This window comes from Rhizobium aethiopicum, assembly GCF_900094625.1.
In the GTDB taxonomy this organism is placed as follows: Bacteria; Pseudomonadota; Alphaproteobacteria; order Rhizobiales; family Rhizobiaceae; genus Rhizobium; species Rhizobium aethiopicum.
This window is the reverse complement of record NZ_FMAJ01000010.1, coordinates 154677-177676: the sequence shown is the minus strand read 5'-3', so window position 1 is coordinate 177676 and position 23000 is coordinate 154677. Positions and strand designations below refer to the sequence as shown.

General features: G+C 61.2%; 22 protein-coding genes. 9 read left to right on the top strand and 13 right to left on the bottom strand.

Annotation, left to right across the window (positions count from 1 at the left end):
* The first annotated feature begins 2 nt into the window (after positions 1-2).
* The 3 genes from rocD (at position 3) to GA0061105_RS21450 (ending at position 3922) form a co-directional block, all read left to right on the top strand.
* Positions 3-1202: an ornithine--oxo-acid transaminase gene (gene rocD / locus GA0061105_RS21460; RefSeq protein ID WP_092752691.1), complete on the top strand. Its 1200-nt coding sequence runs from the start codon at positions 3-5 to the stop codon at positions 1200-1202.
* Positions 1203-1397: 195 nt separating this feature from the next.
* Entirely contained in the window at positions 1398-1874 is a 477-nt protein-coding gene (locus GA0061105_RS21455) for a chemotaxis protein CheW (protein ID WP_007632607.1), read from the top strand.
* Between the two features lie 287 nt (positions 1875-2161).
* Positions 2162-3922: a methyl-accepting chemotaxis protein gene (locus GA0061105_RS21450; protein WP_092752689.1), complete on the top strand. Its 1761-nt coding sequence runs from the start codon at positions 2162-2164 to the stop codon at positions 3920-3922.
* Positions 3923-3987: 65 nt separating this feature from the next.
* On the opposite strand, the gene GA0061105_RS21445 is transcribed toward GA0061105_RS21450, so the two are convergent.
* The 9 genes from GA0061105_RS21445 to GA0061105_RS21405 form a co-directional block, all read right to left on the bottom strand.
* Positions 3988-5646, bottom strand: coding sequence for an OFA family MFS transporter (locus GA0061105_RS21445; RefSeq protein ID WP_092752687.1), 1659 nt, complete (start codon positions 5644-5646; stop codon positions 3988-3990).
* Between the two features lie 181 nt (positions 5647-5827).
* The gene (locus GA0061105_RS21440; protein ID WP_064696505.1) at positions 5828-6073 is read right to left on the bottom strand and encodes a formate dehydrogenase subunit delta; all 246 of its coding nucleotides are present in this window, start codon (positions 6071-6073) and stop codon (positions 5828-5830) included.
* Complete coding sequence (gene fdhD / locus GA0061105_RS21435) at positions 6063-6887, bottom strand: formate dehydrogenase accessory sulfurtransferase FdhD (RefSeq protein WP_064696506.1); 825 nt, start codon at positions 6885-6887, stop codon at positions 6063-6065. The genes GA0061105_RS21440 and fdhD overlap by 11 nt, the downstream gene beginning before the upstream one ends.
* 73 nt (positions 6888-6960) lie before the next feature.
* The gene (gene fdhF / locus GA0061105_RS21430; protein ID WP_064696507.1) at positions 6961-9840 is read right to left on the bottom strand and encodes a formate dehydrogenase subunit alpha; all 2880 of its coding nucleotides are present in this window, start codon (positions 9838-9840) and stop codon (positions 6961-6963) included.
* A 66-nt stretch (positions 9841-9906) separates the two neighbouring features.
* Positions 9907-11463: a formate dehydrogenase beta subunit gene (locus GA0061105_RS21425; RefSeq protein ID WP_064696508.1), complete on the bottom strand. Its 1557-nt coding sequence runs from the start codon at positions 11461-11463 to the stop codon at positions 9907-9909.
* On the bottom strand, positions 11460-11939 hold the full coding sequence (locus GA0061105_RS21420; RefSeq protein WP_064696509.1) for a formate dehydrogenase subunit gamma: 480 nt from the start codon (positions 11937-11939) through the stop codon (positions 11460-11462). Before GA0061105_RS21420 ends, GA0061105_RS21425 begins: the two co-directional genes overlap by 4 nt.
* A gap of 131 nt (positions 11940-12070) precedes the next feature.
* Entirely contained in the window at positions 12071-12967 is an 897-nt protein-coding gene (locus GA0061105_RS21415; protein ID WP_064696510.1) for a LysR family transcriptional regulator, read from the bottom strand.
* A gap of 77 nt (positions 12968-13044) precedes the next feature.
* Positions 13045-13386 carry an ArsR/SmtB family transcription factor gene (locus tag GA0061105_RS21410; RefSeq protein WP_064696511.1) on the bottom strand — a complete coding sequence of 114 codons (342 nt, stop codon included), beginning with the start codon at positions 13384-13386 and terminating at the stop codon, positions 13045-13047.
* Positions 13387-13489: 103 nt separating this feature from the next.
* Positions 13490-14260, bottom strand: coding sequence for an SDR family NAD(P)-dependent oxidoreductase (locus GA0061105_RS21405; protein WP_064696644.1), 771 nt, complete (start codon positions 14258-14260; stop codon positions 13490-13492).
* 523 nt (positions 14261-14783) lie between these two features.
* Between GA0061105_RS21405 and GA0061105_RS32915 the strand changes: the two genes are divergently transcribed.
* The 6 genes from GA0061105_RS32915 (at position 14784) to GA0061105_RS21380 (ending at position 19862) form a co-directional block, all read left to right on the top strand.
* Positions 14784-14957: a hypothetical protein gene (locus GA0061105_RS32915; protein ID WP_156668644.1), complete on the top strand. Its 174-nt coding sequence runs from the start codon at positions 14784-14786 to the stop codon at positions 14955-14957.
* The gene (locus tag GA0061105_RS21400) at positions 14954-15760 is read left to right on the top strand and encodes an ABC transporter permease (RefSeq protein ID WP_064696512.1); all 807 of its coding nucleotides are present in this window, start codon (positions 14954-14956) and stop codon (positions 15758-15760) included. The genes GA0061105_RS32915 and GA0061105_RS21400 overlap by 4 nt, the downstream gene beginning before the upstream one ends.
* A gap of 8 nt (positions 15761-15768) precedes the next feature.
* Positions 15769-16569 carry an ABC transporter ATP-binding protein gene (locus tag GA0061105_RS21395; RefSeq protein ID WP_425348776.1) on the top strand — a complete coding sequence of 267 codons (801 nt, stop codon included), beginning with the start codon at positions 15769-15771 and terminating at the stop codon, positions 16567-16569.
* 69 nt (positions 16570-16638) lie between these two features.
* Positions 16639-17649, top strand: coding sequence for an ABC transporter substrate-binding protein (locus GA0061105_RS21390; RefSeq protein WP_064696514.1), 1011 nt, complete (start codon positions 16639-16641; stop codon positions 17647-17649).
* An 87-nt stretch (positions 17650-17736) separates the two neighbouring features.
* On the top strand, positions 17737-18957 hold the full coding sequence (locus tag GA0061105_RS21385; RefSeq protein WP_064696515.1) for an acyltransferase family protein: 1221 nt from the start codon (positions 17737-17739) through the stop codon (positions 18955-18957).
* Positions 18958-19124: 167 nt separating this feature from the next.
* Positions 19125-19862: a sugar transferase gene (locus GA0061105_RS21380; protein ID WP_064696516.1), complete on the top strand. Its 738-nt coding sequence runs from the start codon at positions 19125-19127 to the stop codon at positions 19860-19862.
* Positions 19863-20006: 144 nt separating this feature from the next.
* Here the strand turns inward: GA0061105_RS21380 and GA0061105_RS21375 are convergent, their stop codons facing one another.
* From GA0061105_RS21375 to GA0061105_RS21360, 4 genes are read right to left on the bottom strand one after another with little or no spacing between them, the layout of a single operon-like run.
* On the bottom strand, positions 20007-20414 hold the full coding sequence (locus GA0061105_RS21375; RefSeq protein ID WP_010053653.1) for a F0F1 ATP synthase subunit epsilon: 408 nt from the start codon (positions 20412-20414) through the stop codon (positions 20007-20009).
* Positions 20414-20653, bottom strand: a complete 240-nt coding sequence (locus tag GA0061105_RS21370) for a hypothetical protein (RefSeq protein WP_064696517.1) — start codon at positions 20651-20653, stop codon at positions 20414-20416. Before GA0061105_RS21370 ends, GA0061105_RS21375 begins: the two co-directional genes overlap by 1 nt.
* Positions 20653-22080 carry a F0F1 ATP synthase subunit beta gene (gene atpD, locus GA0061105_RS21365; protein WP_064696518.1) on the bottom strand — a complete coding sequence of 476 codons (1428 nt, stop codon included), beginning with the start codon at positions 22078-22080 and terminating at the stop codon, positions 20653-20655. The genes GA0061105_RS21370 and atpD overlap by 1 nt, the downstream gene beginning before the upstream one ends.
* Positions 22081-22102: 22 nt before the next feature.
* Positions 22103-22987 carry a F0F1 ATP synthase subunit gamma gene (locus GA0061105_RS21360; RefSeq protein ID WP_064696519.1) on the bottom strand — a complete coding sequence of 295 codons (885 nt, stop codon included), beginning with the start codon at positions 22985-22987 and terminating at the stop codon, positions 22103-22105.
* Positions 22988-23000: the final 13 nt, after the last annotated feature.

Sequence of the window (23000 nt, the reverse complement as noted above, 5' to 3'; positions counted from 1 at the left end):
CCATGAACACTTCGGAAAAACTGATCGCCACGGAACAGCGGCTCGGCGCCGACAATTACAAGCCGCTTGACGTGGTGCTGACGCGCGGCGAAGGCGTTTATGTCTGGGATACCGACGGCAACCGTTATCTCGATTGCCTCTCTGCCTATTCCGCCGTCAATCAGGGCCATTGCCACCCGAAGATCCTCGCCGCCATGGTCGAGCAGGCGGGCAGGCTGACGCTCACCTCCCGCGCCTTCCGCAACGACCAGCTCGCCTATCTCTACGAGGAGCTTGCGGCGCTGACGGGCTCGCACAAGATCCTGCCGATGAACTCCGGCGCGGAAGCTGTGGAGACGGCGATCAAGGCGGTGCGCAAGTGGGGATACGAGGTCAAGGGTGTGCCTGAAGGCAAGGCGGAAATCATCGTCTGCGCCGACAATTTTCACGGCCGGACGCTGAGCATTGTCAGTTTCTCCACCGATCCCGACGCCCGCACCGGCTTCGGTCCCTACACGCCGGGCTTCCGCATCATCCCCTTCGGCGATGCCGAGGCTTTCGCCGCCGCAATCAATGACAATACGGTGGCTGCTCTGATCGAGCCGATCCAGGGGGAGGCCGGCGTCATCATCCCGCCCGCCGGGTACTTCACCCGCATCCGCGAACTCTGCACTGATAACAACGTCACCCTGATCCTCGACGAGATCCAGACCGGCCTCGGCCGCACCGGCAAGTTGCTGGCCGAGGAACATGAAGGCATTGAGGCCGATGTGACGCTGATCGGCAAGGCGCTGTCCGGCGGCTTCTATCCCGTCTCAGCCGTACTTTCCAATTCCGAGGTGCTGGGCGTGCTGAAGCCCGGCCAGCACGGCTCGACCTTCGGCGGCAATCCACTCGCCTGTGCGGTGGCGCGCACCGCCCTCAAGGTGCTCGTGGAGGAGCGCATGATCGAGAATGCCGCCGCGATGGGCGATTATTTCCTCGAGGGCCTGAGGTCGATCCGCTCGAACATCGTCAGGGAAGTGCGTGGCCGCGGCCTGATGGTGGCCATCGAGCTGGAGCCCGAAGCCGGCGGCGCGCGGCAATATTGTCATGCGCTGAAAGAGCGGGGGCTCCTCGCCAAGGACACCCATGACCACACGATCCGCCTCGCTCCGCCACTTGTGATAACAAGGGAACAGGTGGATTGGGCGGTTTCGCAGATTGAAAAGACGATCGGCTGAAGTAGATCGCGACTGAAAGCTTCGCAATGCCATTCCCGATTTAGATTTGGGCAACACTCTTCGGCTAATGTGGTCGAAACCGTAACGATGCTTCGCCGCGCGCAAAGCCATCGCGTGGTGTGAAGGCAAAGCTCGTCCGCGCCAATGGTGGTGCCCCGCTTCTGCCTTGGCTTACGACAGTTGGGAAGAATTCTAATGGCCACGATCAATTCCACTAGCTTCAGCGGCGATACGCTCGAGATCATTGCCTTCCGCCTGCATGATCAGGAATTTTGCGTCAAGACCACGACCATTCGCGAAATCCGCGGCTGGGCGCCTTCGACGCCGATCCCCCATGCACCGGCCGATGTCATCGGCGTCATGAACCTGCGCGGCTCGGTCATCCCGATTATCGATCTCGCCTATAAGCTCGGCATGAAGAGCACGGTCGCCAACGAACGCAGCGCCATCGTCGTCGCCGAAGTTCACAGCATGGTCATCGGCATGCTCGTCGACCGCGTCTCGGACATTCTCACCATCTCGTCCAGCCAGGTCCAGCCTGTGCCTGAGGTAACCGCTTCCTTCGACCGCGCCTATTGCGAAGGCATTATCGCTTCGGAAAATGGCATGATCTGCTTCCTGAACCTCGCCAAGATGTTCAAGGAAAATGAGACGGATGAACTGGCGGCCTAAGCTGGCCGGCTTCATTCCTATATTGGAAAGCCGTCCGCTTCGGGCGGCTTTTTCTTGCCGAGGCAAGCAAGTCTCCGCGATTTATTTCGATCCTAAAATATTAGTAATACCGCTTATACACAATATTAATCACGTTCCCTCAGCATGATCGTGAAGCATCGGATGATAAATCTCCGGCACAAGGGAATGATAACCGGGTTCCGGTTCCTCCTTTACCCGGCACATCTCACCCGCCCCTCGCTTCTCCAGCTGAAACAGCAGAAGCTGTGCATCTCAAAGGGACAGTAATGTTTGGTCTGACCGCCGATTCCAAATACATACTCGACGCCATCTCCAAATCGCAGGCGATCATCGAATTCGATCTCAAAGGGAACATCCTGGCGGCGAACGAGAATTTCTGCCGCGCGCTTGGCTATAGCCTGAGCGAGATCCTCGGGAAGCATCACAGCATGTTCTGCGAGCCGGCCTATACGGCAACCCAGGACTACCGCGAATTCTGGGCGCGGCTTGGGCGCGGCGAATATGATGCCGGCCCCTACAAACGCTTTGCCAGGGGCAACCGGGAAATATGGATCCAGGCTTCCTATAATCCGGTGTTCAAGGGCGGCAAACCCTTCAAGGTGGTAAAATTCGCGGCCGATATCACGGCCGCGAAAAGGAAGGCAGTCGAAGATGCCGGTAAGCTGGAGGCGATCTCGCGCTCGCAGGCGGTGATCGAATTCACCCCTACGGGCGAGATCCTGACAGCCAACGACAATTTCTGCGACGCAATGGGATATTCGCTCGCGGAAATCGCTGGCAAGCACCACAGCATGTTCTGCGATCCTGCCTACGCCAAGACCGGGGACTATGCCAATTTCTGGAAGCGGCTGGCGCGGGGCGAATTCATCGCCAATGAATTTGTCCGATTCGGCAAGGGCGGCCGGCAAATCTGGATACAGGCAGCCTATAACCCAATCGTCGATGTCAACGGCAATGTCTACAAGGTCGTAAAATTCGCGACCGACGTCACGGAACGCATGAGCGCCATCTCCGCGCTCGGCACTGCGCTTCGCGATCTCTCACAAGGCAACCTGACGCGGACAGTGGACACGCCTTTCGTTCCGTCGATGGAACAGCTACGCCAGGATTTCAACAGCGCGATCGGCGACCTCGCCCAAACCATGAAGACGATCGGTGAAAACGCCAGTGCGATCGCCGCCGGCTCCCGCGAAATCGGCGCATCGGCCGACACCTTCTCGAAGCGGACGGAACAGCAAGCCGCATCGATCGAGGAGACGGCTGCCGCGCTGGAGGAGATCACCACCACCGTCAATGATTCCAGTCGTCGCGCCGACGAAGCCGGCCGGCTCGTCGCCAAGACCAAGCAAGGCGCCGAACAATCCGGCTTCGTGGTCCGCAACGCCGTTGCGGCGATGGACCAGATCGAACAGTCCTCTCGCGAGATCAACAATATCATCGGCGTCATCGACGACATCGCCTTCCAGACCAATCTCCTGGCGCTGAATGCCGGCGTCGAGGCGGCACGGGCCGGCGACGCCGGCAAGGGCTTCGCGGTCGTGGCCCAGGAGGTTCGCGAGCTCGCGCAACGCTCGGCCAAGGCCGCCAAGGAGATCAAGGCGCTGATCAACGCGTCGAGCGAGCTCGTCAGGAACGGCGTCGGCCTCGTCGGCGAGACCGGTCAGGCGCTCGAAAGGATCGTCGCGCAGGTCGGCGATATCGATGGCAATGTCGAGGCGATCGTCAAGGCATCGAAGGAACAGGCCGTCGGCCTCAAGGAAATAAACCAGGCGGTCAATACCATGGACCAGGCGACGCAGCAGAATGCGGCGATGGTCGAGGAGAGCACCGCCGCCAGCCACAGCCTTGCCAGGGAAGCCGAAACGCTGCGTGTCCTGCTGGCGAAATTCCGCCTCCCGGGCCAGACCCAGACCCTCGGCAGACCAGAGGCAAGGCAGACAGTTACACCGGCACTGCACCTCGTTGCGCGCGTCGCAAAAGCCCATGGCGCGGCAGCAGCAAATGCTCAGAGCTGGGAAGAATTCTGATTTCCTGCCGCTGGACGTTCGGAAATAGAGCGCGCCGCCCCGAGCCCGGGCGACGCGCTTTTCGTTTACCCGAAGAGGGCGAAGGTCGCCTTCAGCGTCACCCAGACGCCCCAGAGCAACGGAATGCCGACGACGGCCCAGGCGAGCATTGCCTTGGCGTCCAGCCCGCCGGTGCCAATGCCGAAGGAGCCGGTCGGCCCGGCATTGACGGTCGCCGACTTCGCCTGCAGCGCCGCGACCTCGTCATCTCCCATGAACCACTTGTCCGGAAGCGGCCGGACCAGCGCGTTGGCGACGAGCCCGAGCGCCAGCATGCCGGCGAGGATATACATGGTACCGGTATAGAGGGCCGGGCCTGGTGCGACGCCGGCGGCGATCTGCGCTTCGCGGATATAGTTGACGACAACGGGGCCGACGATGCCGGCCGTTGCCCAGGCCGTCAGCAGCCGGCCATGGATGGCGCCGACGAACTGCGTGCCGAAGATATCGGCAAGATAGGCCGGGATCGTCGCGAAGCCGCCGCCATACATCGAGAGGATGACGCCGAAGGCGAGAACGAACAGCGCCTTGTTACCCATGCCGGCGAAGGTCGGCGCCAGCGCATAGAGCGCGATGCCGATGATGAAGAAGCTATAATAGGTGTTCTTGCGGCCGATCTTGTCGGAGAGCGACGCCCAGAAGAACCGTCCGCCGATATTGAAGAGCGACAGCAGGCCGGCGAAACCGGCGGCGATCGTGGCGATCGATGCCTTCTGTCCGGCATCCAGCTGAGCGAAACCGACATCGGGCAGGCCGATCAGCGAACCGGCGAAAATCTCCTGCAGCATCGGCGAGGCCATGCGGATGACGCCGATACCGGCCGAGACGTTGAGGCACAGCACGGCCCAGATGAGCCAGAACTGCTTGGTTTTATGGGCGTTGCGCAGGTGCACGTGCCTGGTGGTGATCATCGTGCTCTTGGCCGCCGGCGGCGTCCAGCCTTCCGGGCGCCAGCCGGCCGGCGGAATGCGGTAGCCGAAGGCGCCGCCCATCATGAAGACGAAATAGATCGCCGCCATGACGATGAAGGTCTGCCAGACGCCGACCGAGGTATCGGTCTTGAAGGCATTCATCAGCAGGTTGGCAAGCGGAGCACCGATCATCGCGCCGCCGCCGAAGCCCATGATCGCCATGCCGGTTGCCATGCCGCGCCGGTCGGGAAACCACTTGATCAGCGTCGAGACCGGCGAGATGTAACCGAGGCCGAGACCAATGCCGCCGATGACACCGGCGCCGAGCCACATCAACCAGAGCTGATGGGTGATGACGCCGACGGCGGCAAGCACGATGCCGCCGCACCAGCAGCAGGCGGAAACGACGCCCGCCTTGCGCGGACCGGCCCGCTCCAGCCAGCCGCCCCAGATGGCGGCGGACGAGCCGAGCAGAACGAAGAAAAGCGTATAGATCCAGCCGAGATCGGCGACGCGCCAGTCGCAAGTCGTGGTGAAGAGCGCCGAGGCAAGCGTCAGATCGGGGCAGGCGGTCGGGGCCGTGACACCGAGCGATTTTGAAAGCGGCAGCCAGAACACGCTGAAACCATAAGCCATGCCGATGCAGAGGTGGATCGCAAGAGCCGCCGGCGGCACCAGCCACCTGTTGAAGCCGGGCCTTGCGATAATCCTTTCGCGATCAAGAAGGCCCGAGCCCGCCAACGCTCCGTCTGTACGTGATTCCGCTGCAGTCATGAACAACTCCTCCTTGTTTCAGACCTTGCTGTGATTGTCGCGTCGCCGTTGTTCAGACGCGCAAAGGACGATGTAACATTCGAACTTAATCTATTTAAATCGATTAGATTTCATGATGTATGCATTGGCGCATGCGCAGGCAGTTTGCTGCTGCCTCCCCTCCGACAGACGCCACGTTGGATTACCGGACCTGGTTTACCTCCGCCTCCGGCTTGCGGATCATGGGAGCGGCCTGAAGTACGAGAGCATCCAGGCCGTTTTCCTCCTTCTCGAGAATTTCAAACAATTGCCGCCGCATGCGCGGCTCCCAGAATTTATTGATGTGCGTGGCGACGCCCTGAACGGCCTCGTCTGCCGGCTGGCTCTTGAAGAAGGTTGCAATCTGATTTGCCATGTAAACGAGCTTGCTTTTGGTATCATGCGACATCGGCAATGCTTTCGGGCGAGATGCGGTGCGGGTGGGTGAAAATTTCGAAATCTTCGCCGCGCACCAGCGCGACGAGCGTCATGCCGGCCTCTTCGGCCGTGCGGATGGCAAGAGCTGTCGGCGCTGAAATGGCGATGAGCACGGGGCTGCCGAGGATCGCCGCCTTCTGCACCATCTCGACCGACAGCCGGCTGGTGACGACGACAGCGCCGTTCCCGCCCCTTTCGCCGGCGCGGATGACGGCGCCGCAGAGCTTGTCCAGCGCATTGTGCCGGCCGACATCTTCGCGCACGGTAACCAATCCCCTGGCCGGAAGATAAAACCCGGCACCATGCACCGCCCGCGTCTCCCGATGCAGGGGCTGCGCTTCGTTCAGAAGCGAGACCGCCCGAACGATATCCGCATGCGATAGCGCCAGCGCCGCTGTCGTCACGTCTGGCACCGGCCGCACCGCCTGGTCGATCGATTCGATGCCGCAGAGCCCGCAGCCGACCGGCCCGGCCATGCTGCGGCGTCGTGCCCTCAGCCGATCGGCGACGTCGTCGGCAAGGCTGACCTGCACGTCGATGCCCTGCTCGCCCTCGACGATCTCGATGCCTGATATCTCCGCCTGATCGGCAATGATCCCTTCGGTCAGGCTGAAGCCGACGGCAAAATCTTCAAGATCCGCGGGTGTCGCCATCATCACTGCATGCGAACTGCCGCCGTACGAAAAGGCGATCGGCACTTCCTCCGGCACGATGCGCGAACCGTTGTGCAAAATGCCGTTGCGGCGGGCGGTTTCGGAGGCACGCGCGGTGGTGGCGAAAGTCATGCTGCACGCTCCTCTTCCCCCCGGCGGGGAGAAGTGAATCGCTCATCGACAATCCCAAGCCACCCCCGCATCGTCACTCCGCCGCTTCGAGTTTGCCGGCGATGCGGCGCGATTGCCGTGCCTGCTCGTCATATTCGAGCTGCCACTCGCTCGGCCCGTTGGAAGGCGACACCTGCACCGCTGTCACCTTGTATTCCGGACAGTTCGTCGCCCAGTCGGAGAAGTCGGTGGTGATGACGTTCGCCTGTGTGGAGGGATGATGGAAGGTCGTATAGACGACACCGGGCGCGACGCGATCGGTAATCAGTGCCCTCAGCGTCGTATCGCCGGAACGGCTGACGAGCTTCACCCAGTCGCCGTCGCGAATGCCGCGCTGCTCCGCATCGTGCGCATGGATTTCCAGCCGGTCCTCGGCATGCCAGGCGACATTCTCCGTCCGCCGCGTCTGCGCCCCGACATTGTACTGGCTGAGGATTCGGCCGGTGGTGAGCAGCAGCGGGAAACGTGGGCCGGTGCGTTCGTCGGTCGCCACATATTCGGTGCGGATGAACTTGCCTTTCCCGCGCACGAAACCGTTGACATGCATGATCGGCGAGCCGAGCGGGTTCTTTTCGTTGCAGGGCCACTGCACGGAGCCCATCTTGTCGAGATAGTCGTAGGAGACCATCGCGAAACTCGGCGTGGTCGCGGCGATCTCGTCCATGATCTCGGACGGATGCTTATAATTCCAGCCGAGCCCCATCGCCTGGGCAAGCTTCTGCGTTACCTCCCAATCGCCATAGCCGTTGCGCGGCGACATCACCTTGCGCACGCGGTTGATACGCCGTTCGGCATTGGTGAAAGTGCCGTCCTTCTCAAGGAAGGTCGAGCCCGGCAGGAAGACATGAGCGTAGTTCGCTGTCTCGTTGAGGAAGAGATCCTGCACCACGACACATTCCATGGCCGCAAGCCCGGCCGCAACATGCTTCGTATCGGGATCGGATTGGAGGATATCCTCGCCCTGGATATAGATGCCCTTGAACGAGCCGTCGACGGCCGCATCCAACATGTTCGGGATACGCAGCCCCGGCTCGTTGTTGAGCTTCACGCCCCAGAGCTTCTCGAAAATATCGCGCGTCGCATCGTCGGAAATGTGTCGGTAGCCGGGCAGCTCGTGCGGGAAAGAACCCATGTCGCAGGAGCCCTGCACGTTGTTCTGGCCGCGCAGCGGGTTCACGCCCACACCGGGACGGCCGATATTGCCGGTCGCCATCGCAAGGTTGGCGATGGCGATAACGGTGGTCGAACCCTGGCTGTGTTCGGTGACGCCGAGGCCGTAATAGATCGCGCCGTTGCCGCCCTTGGCAAAGAGCCGCGCCGCGCCGCGCAGGTCCGCTGCCGGCACGCCGGTGAAGATCTCGGTCTGCTCGGGGCCGTGCTGCGGCTCGGCGACAAAGGCCGCCCAATCCTCGAACTCCGACCAGTCGCAGCGCTCGCGGATGAACGTCTCGTCATAGAGCCCCTCGGTGACGATCACATGCGCCAGCGCCGTCATCACCGCGACATTGGTGCCCGGCTTCAGCGGCAGATGGTAGGAAGCCTCGACATGCGGCGAGCGGACGATATCAGTGCGGCGGGGATCGATGACGATGAGCTTGGCGCCCTGGCGCAGCCGCTTCTTCAGCCGCGAGGCGAAGACCGGATGTCCGTCGGTCGGATTGGCGCCGATGATGACGACGACGTCCGAATGTTCGACGCTGTCGAAATTTTGCGTGCCTGCCGACGTCCCGAATGTTTGGCCGAGCCCATAACCGGTCGGCGAATGGCAAACGCGGGCGCATGTATCGACATTGTTGTTGCCGAAGCCGGCGCGGATCAGCTTCTGCACCAGATAGGTTTCCTCATTGGTGCAGCGTGAGGAAGTGATGCCGCCGACGGCTTCGCGGCCATATTGGTACTGGATGCGGCGGAACTCCGACGCCACATGCGCGAAGGCCTCGTCCCAGCTCACCTCCCGCCAGGGGTCGCTGACCTTTTCGCGGATCATCGGGTTGAGGATGCGGTCCTTGTGCGTCGAATAGCCGTAGGCGAAGCGGCCCTTGACGCAGGAATGCCCGCGATTGGCCTGGCCGTCCTTCCACGGCACCATGCGCACCAGCTCCTCGCCGCGCATTTCCGCCTTGAAAGAGCAGCCGACGCCGCAATAGGCGCAGGTGGTGACGGCGGAATGCTCCGGCTGGCCGATCTGGATGACCGACTTCTCCGTCAGCGTCGCGGTCGGGCAGGCCTGGACGCAAGCGCCGCAGGAAACGCACTCCGAATCGATGAAATGCTCGTGCATGCCGGGCGAAACGCGGGAACCAAAACCACGCCCCTCGATCGTCAGCGCGAAAGTGCCCTGCACTTCCTCGCAGGCGCGCACGCAACGCGAACAGACGATGCACTTGGAAGGATCATAGGTGAAATAGGGATTGGATTCGTCCTTCGGCATCCATTTCAGATTGATGTCGCCGTTGTTGCGGACCTTGACGTGATTGTCGCCCTCATAGCCGTAGCGCACATCGCGCAGACCGACGGCGCCGGCCATGTCCTGCAATTCGCAGTCGCCGTTAGCGGCACAGGTGAGACAGTCGAGCGGATGGTCGGAAATATAGAGCTCCATCACGCCACGGCGGATATCCTTGAGCCGCCCCGTCTGCGTGTGAACCACCATGTTTGCCGCCACCGGCGTCGTGCAGGAGGAGGGAGTGCCGTTGCGGCCCTCGATCTCGACGAGGCAGAGACGGCAGGAGCCGAAGGCATCGACCATATCGGTGGCGCAGAGTTTTGGAACTTTGATGCCGGCTTCCATCGACGCCCGCATGATGGATGTGCCTTCAGGTACACTGATCTGCTGCCCATCGATGGTGAGCGTCACCATGGTTTCCGATTTAGAAGCGGGAGTGCCGTAGTCGATTTCATGGATGAGAGACATGGTCGGCCTCCTGTACGGAAATGAATTTGAGCAGGTCAGGTCGCGCGGCAGTAGCTGGGAAGGTCATCATTCAGCCGCCTCCGCTATTGGCGCCGGCAAAAAATCCTCAGGGAAATGCGTCATGGCGCTCATTACGGGGTAGGGCGTGAAACCGCCGAGCGCACACAGTGAGCCGAATTTCATCGTGTTGCAAAGATCGGCCAGCAGCGCCCGGTTTTTCTCCGGCTCGATGCCATGTGCGATCTTGTCGGCCGTCTCCACGCCGCGCGTCGAGCCGATGCGGCAGGGAGTGCACTTGCCGCAGCTTTCGACCGCGCAGAACTCCATGGCGAAACGCGCCTGCTTCAGCATGTCGGCCGTGTCGTCGAAGACGACGATGCCGGCATGGCCGATCAGCCCATCCTTGGCGGCAAAGGATTCGTAGTCGAACGGCGTGTCGAACAGTGTTCTGGGGAAATAGGCGCCGAGCGGTCCGCCGACCTGCACGGCCTTGACCGGGCGGCCGGTCGCCGTGCCGCCGCCGATCCGGTCGACGATATCGCCGAGTGAAAGACCGAATGCGGTCTCATAAAGCCCGCCATATCGGACATTGCCGGCGATCTGCAGCGGAATCGTGCCGCGTGAGCGGCCCATGCCGAAATCCCGGTAGAAGGCGGCGCCCTTGTCCATGATGACGGGCACGGAGGCCAGCGAAATCACATTGTTGATGACCGTCGGACAGTCGAACAGCCCCTTATGCGCCGGCAGCGGCGGTTTGGCGCGCACGATGCCGCGCTTGCCTTCGAGACTGTTCAGAAGCGCCGTCTCCTCGCCGCAGACATAGGCGCCGGCGCCGGTGCGGACCTCGATATCGAAGGCGCGGCCGGAGCCCAGCACGGATAGCCCGAGAATTCCGGCCTGCCGGGCAATGCCGATCGCCGCCGTCATCGCTGCGATCGCGTGCGGATATTCCGAACGCGTATAGACGAAACCCTTGGTGGCGCCCGTTGCAAGTCCCGCGATCGCCATGCCCTCGATCAGTACGAACGGATCGCCCTCCATGATCATCCGGTCGGCAAAGGTGCCGCTGTCGCCCTCATCGGCGTTGCAGACGATATATTTGCGTTCGCCGCCAGCATCGAGAACGGTCTTCCACTTGATGCCTGTGGGGAAGCCCGCGCCGCCACGCCCGCGCAGGCCCGAGTCGGTGACTTCCTTGACGACGTCGGCCGGCGTCATCGAAACAGCGCGGCGAAGACCGGCAAGACCGCCATGGGCCTCGTAATCGGCAAGCGAGAGCGGATCGGTGACGCCGCAGCGGGCGAAGGTCAGGCGGGTTTGTTCCTTCAGGAACGGGAGGTCTTCAACCTCCCCGAGACAGAGCGGATGACCGCCGCCGTTCATCATTCCGGCGTCGAGCAGAACAGGCACATCTTGCGCCTTGACCGGCCCGTAGCCGATACGCTTGCCGGCAAACTCGACTTCGACCAGCGGCTCCAGCCAGAACATTCCGCGCGAGCCGTTGCGCACGAGCTCAGCATCGAGGCCGCGGGCGGCGATCTCCTGGGCAATCGCCTTTGCCACCTTTTCGGCCCCGAGCGCCAGCGCAGCGGCGTCGCGCGGAACATAAATCTTGATCGTCATCGGCGCATCTCCGCGATGAGTTCCGCCGCCATCTGACCATCGACACGACCGTGGACCTCGCCGTCGAGCATTGCCGCCGGCGGGCAGGCGCAGAGCCCGAGACAGTAAACCGGCTCCAGCGTCACGCTGCCATCGAGGGTCGTTTGGTGAAAATCGATACCGAGCAGGCCCTTCACGCGTTCGGCCACCGCATCGCCGCCCATCGATTGGCAGGCCTCGGCGCGACAGAGTTTAAGCACATGCCGGCCGGCGGGATGGTCGCGATAATCGTGATAGAAGGTGACCACGCCATGCACTTCGGCGCGCGAGAGGTTCAACTCCTCCGCGATGACAGGCAGGGCTTCCTGCGGCACATAGCCGAATTCTGCCTGAACCTCGTGTAATATGGGAAGAAGCGGCCCTTCGAGGAAGCGAAGATCGGCGACGATGGAACGGGTACGCGCTGCGATATCGCCTTCGGCGATATGAATGGTCATAAGGCAGCCCTCCCACGGCTTGCTCGTTTACAAAATGGCAGCCTCCCCAGCCGAACGCCATTTCATCAGGCAGCATCTCAAGGAAGCCGCCAGCGATCAATAAAGCTGTCCCGTGGATTGATAGGAATATTCTATTGAAGCTCCTCTTCCTGCACGAGCACTCTCGCTTCGTGCAGCAGTGCCGACACAAGCGGCGTAAAAGGTTCGCGATAGGGCGCAACGAGGCCAACAAGATGATGCGCCTCCGGCTCGACGATCGGAATCATACGGATTTCAATGGGGAAACCGAAGGATTTTGCCACGTTGCGCGGCATGATGCTTGCCCAGCGTCCGGTCCGGACATGCGAGAACAGCACGATCATCGAGTTGGATTCGAGCGTCGGATGCACCGTGGCGCCGGCTTCAATCAAGTGCCGGTTGATGATGCGGCGGTTCTGCATATCGGCAGTTAATAGACAAAGCCGAAGATCGCCGACCTCCCGCCAGGTCACACTATCGCGATCGGAGAGCGGGCTGCCCGCGGCCGTGATGAGATTATAGCGCTCGGCATAGAGAGGAACCGTGGTGACGCGGCCAAGCGGTTCGTTTTCGAGATAAGTGATGCCGGCATCGATTTCGAGATTTTCGAGCATGCTCAGCACCTGCAGCGAGTTGCGCGAAACGATCGAGAAGGTGACGCCGGGATGCCGTTCCTGAAAGGGCGTGGTGATGCGCGAAAGCATGGCGAGTGCGGTCGGAATGGCGGCAAGGCGGATGTGGCCGGAAAGACCACGGCGCGCGGCGCGCATTTCCTCGCGCATGGTGCGGGCATCACCGACGATACGCCGGGCCCATTCGAGCACACGCTGCCCCTCCGGCGTCAGCCCCTGAAACCGCGAGCCGCGTTGCACCAGCATGACGCCAAGCTGATCTTCAAGCTGCCTGATGGCGGCCGAGAGAGTGGGTTGGGAGATCCCGCACTCCTCCGCGGCGCGGCCGAAATGCTTTTCGTTGGCAAGGGCGATGAAAAATTCCAGCTTGTCGATCATCCGGTCTCCCGATCCGGCGCGAAATCAGCCGGATCAGCCTATCTTCGACGCAGCAACCGTGCTCCGCAAGGGCGGTACTAATTGTTTTCTGCTGCCGGAAAAAGATCGAACAGCGTTTCGAGGAAGGCGAGCACGCTAGCACTGCCGATACTGTAATAGACCAGCCTGCCCTGACGGCGCGTATTGACCAGCCCTTCGAGCCGCAAACGCGCAAGCTGCTGCGAGACCATTGCCTGCTGTATGCCGAGAATGTTTTCGATTTCACCCACCGTCCGCTCCTCGTTCGCGAGTATGCAGAGGATCAAAAGCCGGGTCTGATGCGCCAGGGCTTTCAGCAGATCGCTCGCTTCACGGGCATGTCCAGCGAGTTTGTGCAGTTCCTGACCGGGCATTCCCGGCTCGGGTTTTGGCAACGGCATTCGGCATCTCGGACGGGAAGCGAAAAGAGAGATCAGCACAATAGCATATTCGCACAGACGAATTCGCCAAAAGTGATGAAATGCCAAAAAAGGTCTAAGTAAATCAGCAGATAAGCTGGCCGCCATTAATCTCGAGGACTTGGCCGGTAATGTATCCGGAGAGGGAGGGCGCCGCCAAGAACAGATAGGCGGGAGCGCAATCCTCCGCAGTGCCCAACCGCTGCAAGGGAATAGACTTTCTCGTCTGCTCCAGCTTCTCGCGGGAGGAATAGCGCTCGTGGAAATCCGTCTCGATCGTTCCGGGCGAGACGCAATTGACGCGGATGCCATCCGGCGCAAGCTCGCGGGCAAGTGCCTTGGAATAGGTCGAAACGAAGGCTTTCGAGGCAGAATAAATCGAAGAACCGGGGCTGCCGCCGGTCAGCGCGGAAATCGAAACGGTGTTGACGATGGCAGCGCCTTCCGCCGCCTTCAATGCCGGCAGCAACGCACGCGTCAGCGCCACCACCGACGTCTGGTTCAAACGCACGATCGTTTCATAATCTGTGTCGGTCAGTGTGGCAGCCGGATAACGGCCGAGCATGGTGCCGGCGTTGTTGACGAGCACATGCACCTTTTCAAAGAAGGCGAGCGCATTTTCGGCAAATTGCACAGCGCCGCCGATGGCGGTAAAATCAGCGTGCAGCAACAGCGCCCGTCTTTCGGATTCGGCCGTCAGCAGAAAATCCGGCAGGTCACGCCCCGGCTTGCGTCCGGTATGGACGATCACTTTCGCCCCGCAATCCAGAAACTGCCGGGCCACTTCGAGGCCGATGCCCCGCCCGCCGCCGGTCACGACGACATTACGATTTTCAAATAGTCTCGGATGGAACACGAAGCCGTCCTCCTCGCGGACAATGCCGCCGGTTGCGCCATTCGCCCTTAACATATGAGCGCGCCGGCCGAAAGAAAGGCAGACATCGATCTTTCCCGGCTCCATCGCCCCTTGACCTCAATATTAGTTGAGGTTTTATAACGTCCGTTCCCCCGGCCATTAAGCCTGCGCGGGAGGAGCGAGAGCGATATCCCTCGTGTCGATAACAAGCGGAAATGACGGCATCTGCATAACCGGTCGCACCGACATTGCCGCCTGAGGCCAGAGTTCGGGTTCCGTCCCCGGCAGGTACGGAACCTCGGAAAACACCCGGGCAGGACCTCCGTCCGGGTGTTTTTTCATCCGCGGTCCGGTTCCGGTCGCGCGGACGGCTTTGCAATTTTGCGGTTGCGGGAAGAAAACCCCGATGATAGTTTTCGCTGAAATAACAGGGGAGCTCCGTGTCGCCGGGGCTGAGATGTGAAGCGCAAGCCTCCGGACCCTTCAAAGCTGATCTGGGTAATGCCAGCGGAGCGAGGTCCCGATGCTTTCCGGCGCGCAAGTGTCATTCTACCCGGTGCCCGGCAATCTCGCCGGCATCATTCTCGATGCTGTCAAGGCAATCGATCCCAATCGCGACAGGCTGCGCATCGAGATCGATGCCCTCGACAGGTTTCTGCGAACGGCCCGACGAAAGCCTGAAATCGAACGCCGATGACATCGCCACGACCATCGGATTCGCGCCTTGCGACGCTATGCCTCGCCCTGTATCGGGCAATGCCCGCCTTGCTCGCCGGCTTTGCCTTTCTGGCGGCATGGGAGCTTTATGTCGATATTTCCGGTATCAAACCGTCCATTCTGCCGGCGCCTTCACGCATCCTTATCCAGGGCTGGCTGAACCGTGAGGCGCTGATATCCAACACCTGGCCGACGCTCGGTGCAACGCTCGGCGGTTTCGCCCTGTCGCTCGTCTTCGCCTTCGCCTCTTCGATCCTGATGGATTTCATGCCCTTCATGCGGCGGGCGTTGCTGCCGATCTTCATTGCCAGCCAGACCCTGCCGCTGGTGGCGATCGCGCCCCTCGTCGTTCTCTGGTTCGGTTTCGGCCTGTTGCCGAAGATTTTGCTGGTGGCACTCGTTACCTTCTTTCCGCTGCTCGTCGCCCTGCTGCAGGGCTATGAATCGACTGACCGCGATATCGCCGAGCTCCTGAACTCGATGAAGGCGGGCCGCTGGCGCATTTTCTGCCTAGCGCGGCTTCCCTCGTCGCTGCCCTATTTCTTCGCCGGCCTCAGGATCTCGATCACCTATGCCGTCGTCGGCGCAATCTTTGCCGAGTATGCCGGCGCCGCGCGCGGCCTCGGCATCTATATCCTCAACGCCAAGAACAATTTCCGTCCCGATCTCGTGCTTGCCGCCGTCATCGTCAGCGCTCTGTTGACCCTCTGCCTCTTCGCACTGACGCTGGTTATCCAGCGTTTCATCATGCCCTGGCAGCCAACTCAGGAGCGACGCCGGTGACCGGCCAGATGCTTGAGCTGCGGCACATCTCGAAATCCTTCGACGGGATGAAGGTTCTGGGCAACATTTCCCTCACCGTCGCAGACGGCGAGTTCGTCTCGATCGTCGGTCCGTCCGGCTCCGGAAAATCGACCGTGCTCAGGCTGCTGACACAGGCGTTGCGCCCCGATTCCGGCACCATGCTTTTCAACGGCACAGCGCTGGAACAGACGCCGCATTCCTTCGCCTTCATGCCGCAACGCGATGCGCTGATGCCCTGGCGCCGGATCATCGACAATGCCGCTCTCGGCCTGGAAGTGAAGGGCATGAGTCGTCGGGCGGCCCGCGCCGCCGTCGCACCCCTCTTCGAGCGGTTCGGCCTCGCCGGCTTCGAACACCATTATCCCGCCTCCCTTTCCGGCGGCATGCGCCAGCGCGCTGCGCTGCTGCGGACCGTCATCCAGAAACAGGACATGCTGCTGCTTGACGAGCCCTTCGGCGCGCTCGATGCGCTGACCCGCACGCAGATCCAGGAGTGGCTGCAGGGCATGTGGACCGAACATCGCTGGACGGCGCTGCTGATCACCCATGATGTCCGGGAAGCGGTATTTCTCTCCGACCGGATCTACGTGCTGTCAGCCCGTCCCGCGCGTATCATCCGCGAATTCCACGTGCCCCTGCCCCGCCCGAGAAGCATCGCCGATCTCGGCTCGCCAGCGGCACAGGCGATCGAGACTGAAATTCTGCAAACCCTGCTTCATCCGCAAGAACAGGATGATTTTAGGCCAGTCGGTCTAAAATCTGAATCCCGTTCCAATTTAAAGAGTTAGAGCATGATGTCGCCCGAAAAGCGCTCGCACCTTTTCGGCATCATGTTCTAGAGACCTGAGGAGGTCACCATGCCGCTTCTCACCCGTCGACAGACCATTCTCGCCGCGATCGCCACAAGCCTCGCCGGCCGCACCGCCTTCGCCCAGTCGGCGCCCGCGAAGGTTCGCATCGCGCTCGACTGGACCCCCAACACCAACCATATTGGCATCTATGTCGCAAAGGAGAAGGGCTTCTATGCCGCCTCCGGCCTGGATGTTGAAATTCTACCCTTTACCGACACCAGCGCCGGCACGCTGGTGTCCAACGGCGTCGCCGACTTCGGCATCAGCAGCGAGATCGAGGCGATAACGCAACGCGCCGGCGGCGGTGACGTCAAGATGGTCTACGGCGTTGTCCAGACGGAGACCGCACGCCTGATCTTCAAGGGCGGGCGCGACGACATCAAGAGCCCTAAAGATCTCGACGGCAAGACCTATGGCGGCTTCGGCGGCACCTGGGAGAGCGCGTTGGTCTCGGCGATGATCCGCAACGACGGCGGCAAGGGTGACGTCAAGACCGTAACCCTCGGCACCTCCGCCTATGAGGCGCTGGACAATGGCTCGATTGACTTCACGCTGGAGATCTACACCTGGGAAGGCATCGCCGCCGAGCTGGAAAACCGGAAGATCGGCCGGTTCCACTATTCCGATTATGGCATTCCCGACGAGCAGACGACGGTTATCGTCTCCAGCGACGCCTATCTCTCGGCGAGTCGGGAACAGGCGCGCGCCTTCATCCAGGCCACACGCCAAGGCTATGCCTACTCCATCGACCATCCGGACGAAGCCTGCGATTTGCTGATTTCCGGAAGTAATGGCGCACTGATGAATACGGAATTGGTCAAGGCTTCTCAGAAGGCGCTGATCGAAGGCCATTTCCTGAAATCCGAGACCGGCGTGATCGGCACCCTTGACCCGGCAAAGGCCGATGCGATCGGCGGCTTCTTGGTCGAGAATGGCATCCTGGTCGATGCCAATGGTGTCGCGCTCAAGGAGAAGCCGGACTTTTCCACCTATTATACCAACGAACTCCTCGGCTGATCCCGCCCCCGCCTTGCCGACGCGGCCTTCTGCGGCAATGCTCTGAGCTTGGGCGGTTCAAGTCGAATCGGCAGGGCGGGGAATGAAATGCGACCACAGGAGAGATTGGCCGGAGCCGATTTTTTGCGCGCGATGGCCTGCTTGCTGGTGCTCGTTCATCATCTCGCGCTCCGGCTGGATATGCGCAGAATTCCGGACGAATTGGCGCCGACGGCAAACGTCCTCCGCTTCGGCAATTTCGGCGTCGCCATCTTCTTCGTGCTCAGCGGCTTCCTTCTTGCCCGCCCCTTCTGGCGGGCGCTCGACGCCGACCGCGCCATGCCGAGCCTCAGGCACTACGCCATCCGCAGGGCGGCGCGCATCGCTCCGGGCTTCTGGGTCGCCGCGAGCGTCGGCTTCGTTCTCAGTCTGACGCTACTTGCCCTGCCGCTGACGCCGGAGCTTGCCCTACGCTACATCTCCGGGCTGCTGTTCATGAGCCAGTGGCATTGGCGCACCTTCTTTCCTGTCGAAGCCAATGGGCCGCTCTGGTCGATTCCCTTCGAGGTTACCAGCTATGTGCTGCTGCCGGGCTGCTTTCTCCTGCTGTTTCGCTTGCCCCTGCTGCGGCGGCGCCCGTTCCTCGCCCGCTGCGCCTGGCTCTGCGTCATTGCCGTCGTCCTTCTTGCTCATATGGCGATCCTGAGCCTCTTTGCACTCGACGACGTCGGGCGCGGCTGGTCCTATGGCCTGCAGGGTGGAGCGAAGGAATGGATGCCCAAATACAATCCGATCGGCTTCTTCGCCGTCTTCGCACTCGGCGCCCTTGCCTCCGGCATCGAAATCCTCTTGCCCGCAAGACGCTCCTGCTGGTTCGATGCAGCCGCACTCCTTGCCCTTGCCGTTGCCGGCCACCGCCTCCTGATATCGCCCGGCGGCTCGGCCGAAGCTTACGGCTGGCTTGACATCCCCTATGGATTTCCGGTCTTTCCGCTGGCGGTCGCCACCGCGCTGTTTTCGCTCAGCCATTCGCAGTACCTGGGCGGGGTGTTAGACAACGCTCCTGTGCGTTACGTCGCCAAGATCTCCTTCGGCATTTATATCTGGCAGGAGATCATTCTGACATTGATCCAGAGGCTCGACCCCGGCTCGTTCGGCGCCTCCTCGGACAATGTCGTCAGCGGCTGGCTGCAATCTTGCAGCCTGGCGGTGGTACTCGTTTTTCTGGTGGCAAGCCTGAGTTATTACCTGTTGGAACGGCCGGCGATCGGTTTCGCGAACCGCCTGACATCGCGCCCACCTGATCGGGCTACTCCTTTCAAAGTATAATTTTGCCCAGACCTCAACTAGAGGCATTAAGGTTAACGCGAAATACTCCCATTTTTGGTGTCTTTAGCCTTAACGATTTCTTCTTTATACCGATGACAAATCATACGGGAGCATGTATCTGTCTCCGTGCAGTTCAGTATTGCTTACACACTTTTGGGCCTTGAGTAATGAATGCTTTTACTTCGAAGATAAGTTCACGCTTCGATCCGTCTCAGCGTCAGAACAAAACTAGGACCCTGGTTGTTGCGAACTCCAACATTCGCCAACCGGAGAGCTTTTCCGATCTCGTAGGAAAGACGACTCTGCGATTGGCCGTAAAGCGGCTGATCGACATCGTTGTCTCGGCCAGCGCCCTCCTCGTGCTGGCGCCGCTTTTCCTGGCAATCGCTCTCTTCATCAAACTCGACGATGGCGGCCCGGTGTTCTTCCGTCAGATCCGGTGGGGCCTGAACGGGCGGAAGATCAACGTCTTCAAATTCCGCTCGATGCACGCGAAAGCTTGCGATCCCAGCGGCGTTCAGCAGACCGTCAAGGGCGACAGCCGGGTAACCGTTATCGGCGCAATACTTCGCAGGACCAATATCGATGAACTGCCGCAACTCCTGAACGTCCTCAAGGGCGAAATGTCCTTGGTGGGTCCACGCTGCCATGCCATCAACATGCGCGCAGCCGGCCGGCTCTATGAGGAGCTAGTGCCGAACTACCACCACCGCCACATCATGCGCCCCGGCATCACCGGCCTCGCGCAGACACGCGGCTGGCGCGGACCGACGGCACGGCCGCTGCAAGCCCGCGCCCGCATCGCTTGCGATATCTATTATGTCAGGAATTTCAGCCTGCTTCTCGACGTGAAGATCCTGTTCAAGACGCTGGTCATCGAGCTGCGCGGCGGCACCGGCTTCTGAGAGAGCCATCGCTCCGTCAAAGCGGCCATTTCCGGCCCGTTCATCAAGCCGTTCGATGACGCCATTCCCCGCCTTACTGGAAAAATGCACAAACAAAAAAAGCGGCCATCGAGGCCGCCTTTCATTCATGCCGTAGAGCGCCGATCAATCCTGCTGGACGATGCCGCGAAGATGCGTCAGTTCCATGATGAAGTGCTCGAGCTTCGACTTGTGCTCATGCAGTTCGGCGTGTTCGAGTTCCTTGCGGGCAGCCTCGATGCGGCGGGTCAGTTCGTCCTTATGGAGTTCCTCGACCGGAACCGCGGACTCTGCCAGCAATGTGCAGCCCGTCGGCAGGATATCGGCAAAACCGCCGAACACGACATAGTCCTGCTTCTTGCCGGATGCCGAACGCACGCTCACGACGCCGGGCTTGATCGTCGTCATCGTCGGCGCGTGGTGCGCCATGACGGTCATTTCGCCCTCGGTCGCAGGAATGACGACCTCGGTCACCATCTCCGACAGCAGCAGACGCTCCGGCGAAACGAGCTCAAAGTTGAAATTGTCAGCCATCAGTGACTTACCTTCTCGGCTATGGCTTTTGCATCTTGCAATTTTGTCCCGCAGAACGGGCAGTGCAGTATCGCCTGGTCGAGATATCCAAGGCCTTCCTCGGTCTGAACCAGTCCGACAACCATCATCAGCACACCGTTATCGGCACGGTAGACGGTCGGCGCGGCTGGTTCCGGAAGTTCCGCCACGACCCCCTTTAGGGAGTCGCAGCAGAATATCTCGTCCTGAGCATCGCTCATCAGGCGGCAGCGAGCTTCTTGGCCTTCTCGATGGCTTCCTCCATCGAACCGACCATGTAGAAGGCGGCTTCCGGCAGGTGATCATATTCGCCGTTGACGAGACCCTTGAAGCCCTTGATCGTGTCTTCGAGGGCGACGAGCTTGCCCGGCGAACCGGTGAAGACTTCGGCGACGAAGAACGGTTGCGACAGGAAGCGTTCGATCTTGCGGGCGCGGGCGACGGCGATCTTGTCCTCTTCCGACAGTTCGTCCATGCCCAGGATGGCGATGATGTCCTGCAGGGCCTTGTAGCGCTGCAGCGTCGACTGAACCTTACGGGCAACTTCGTAGTGCTCTTCGCCGACCACCATCGGGTCGAGCATGCGCGAGGTGGAGTCGAGCGGGTCGACAGCCGGGTAGATGCCCTTTTCAGCGATCGAGCGCGACAGAACCGTCGTTGCGTCGAGGTGGGCGAACGAGGTTGCCGGTGCCGGGTCGGTCAAGTCGTCGGCCGGAACGTAAATGGCCTGAACCGAGGTGATCGAGCCGGTCGTCGTCGTGGTGATGCGCTCCTGCATCTGGCCCATGTCGGTTGCCAGCGTCGGCTGATAACCCACGGCCGAAGGGATGCGGCCGAGCAGAGCCGACACTTCGGACCCTGCCTGGGTGAAGCGGAAGATGTTGTCGACGAAGAACAGAACGTCCTGGCCCTGATCGCGGAAATGTTCCGCGACGGTCAGGCCGGTCAGAGCGACGCGGGCGCGGGCGCCCGGCGGTTCGTTCATCTGCCCGTAAACCAGCGCGGCCTTGGAGCCTTCGCCGCCGCCATGCTTGTTGACGTTCGATTCGATCATTTCATGGTAAAGGTCGTTGCCTTCGCGGGTACGCTCACCCACGCCTGCGAAGACCGAGTAACCACCGTGCGCCTTGGCGACGTTGTTGATCAGTTCCATGATCAGAACGGTCTTGCCGACGCCGGCGCCGCCGAACAGGCCGATCTTGCCGCCCCTGGCATAAGGCGCCAGAAGGTCGACGACCTTGATGCCGGTGACAAGGATCTGTGCTTCCGTCGACTGCTCGACATAAGCCGGCGCATCCTGGTGGATGGCGCGCTTGTGTGCGGTGACCAGCGGACCTGCTTCGTCGACCGGCTCGCCGATGACGTTCATGATGCGGCCGAGCGTTTCGTTGCCGACCGGAACCATGATCGGAGCGCCGGTATCGGTGACCTGCTGGCCGCGAACGAGACCTTCGCTCGAGTCCATCGCGATCGTGCGGACTTCGTTTTCGCCCAGATGCTGAGCGACTTCGAGAACCAGGCGGTTGCCGTTGTTGTCGGTTTCAAGCGCGTTCAAAATCGCCGGCAGTTCGCCTTCGAAAGCAACGTCGACGACGGCGCCGATAACCTGGGTGACTTTGCCGACAGAGCGGGTAGCTGCCTCAGCCATTTTCTTACCCTCTTTCCCTAATTCAGAGCGCTTCCGCGCCCGAAATGATTTCAATCAGTTCCTTGGTGATCTGAGCCTGACGCTGACGGTTGTAGTTCAGCGTCAGCTTGTTGATCATCTCACCGGCATTGCGCGTGGCATTGTCCATGGCGCTCATCTTCGCGCCCATCTCGCCTGCGACGTTCTCGAGAAGCGCGCGGAAGATCTGGACGGAGATGTTGCGCGGGATCAGGTCGCCGAGGATCGACGCCGGATCCGGCTCATATTCGTAGACGGCGCCTGCATGGGCGGCATCTTCGGCAACGGTTTCCGGAGCCTTTGCCGGGATCAGCTGCTGCGCGGTCGGGACCTGGCTGATCACCGACTTGAATTCGGAGTAGAACAGCGTGCAGACGTCGAACTCGCCGGCGGCAAACATCTCGATGATGCGCTTGCCGATCTGGTCGGCGTTTTCGAAACCGATCTTCTTGACTTCGCGCAGTTCCTTGCGCTCGATGATCAGCGGCGCAAATTCGCGGCGAAGGATATCGTAGCCCTTCTTGCCGACGGTGAAGATCTTCACCGTCTTGCCCTCGGCCAGCAGCTTGCGGACATGGTCGCGAGCAAAACGGGCGATCTGCGAATTGAAACCGCCGCAAAGACCGCGTTCGGCCGTGCAGACAACCAGCAGATGAACCTTGTCCTGGCCAGTGCCGGTCATCAGGGCCGGTGCGCCATCCGCATCGGTGACGGCCTTGGCGATATTAGCCAGAACCGCACCCATGCGCTGCGAATAAGGCCGAGCGGCCTCGGCCGCCTCCTGCGCACGCCGAAGCTTCGCCGCGGCGACCATTTTCATCGCCTTGGTGATCTTCTGCGTCGCCTTGACGGAGGCGATCCGGTTTTTCAGATCCTTGAGTGAAGGCATCCGTGATCCGTCC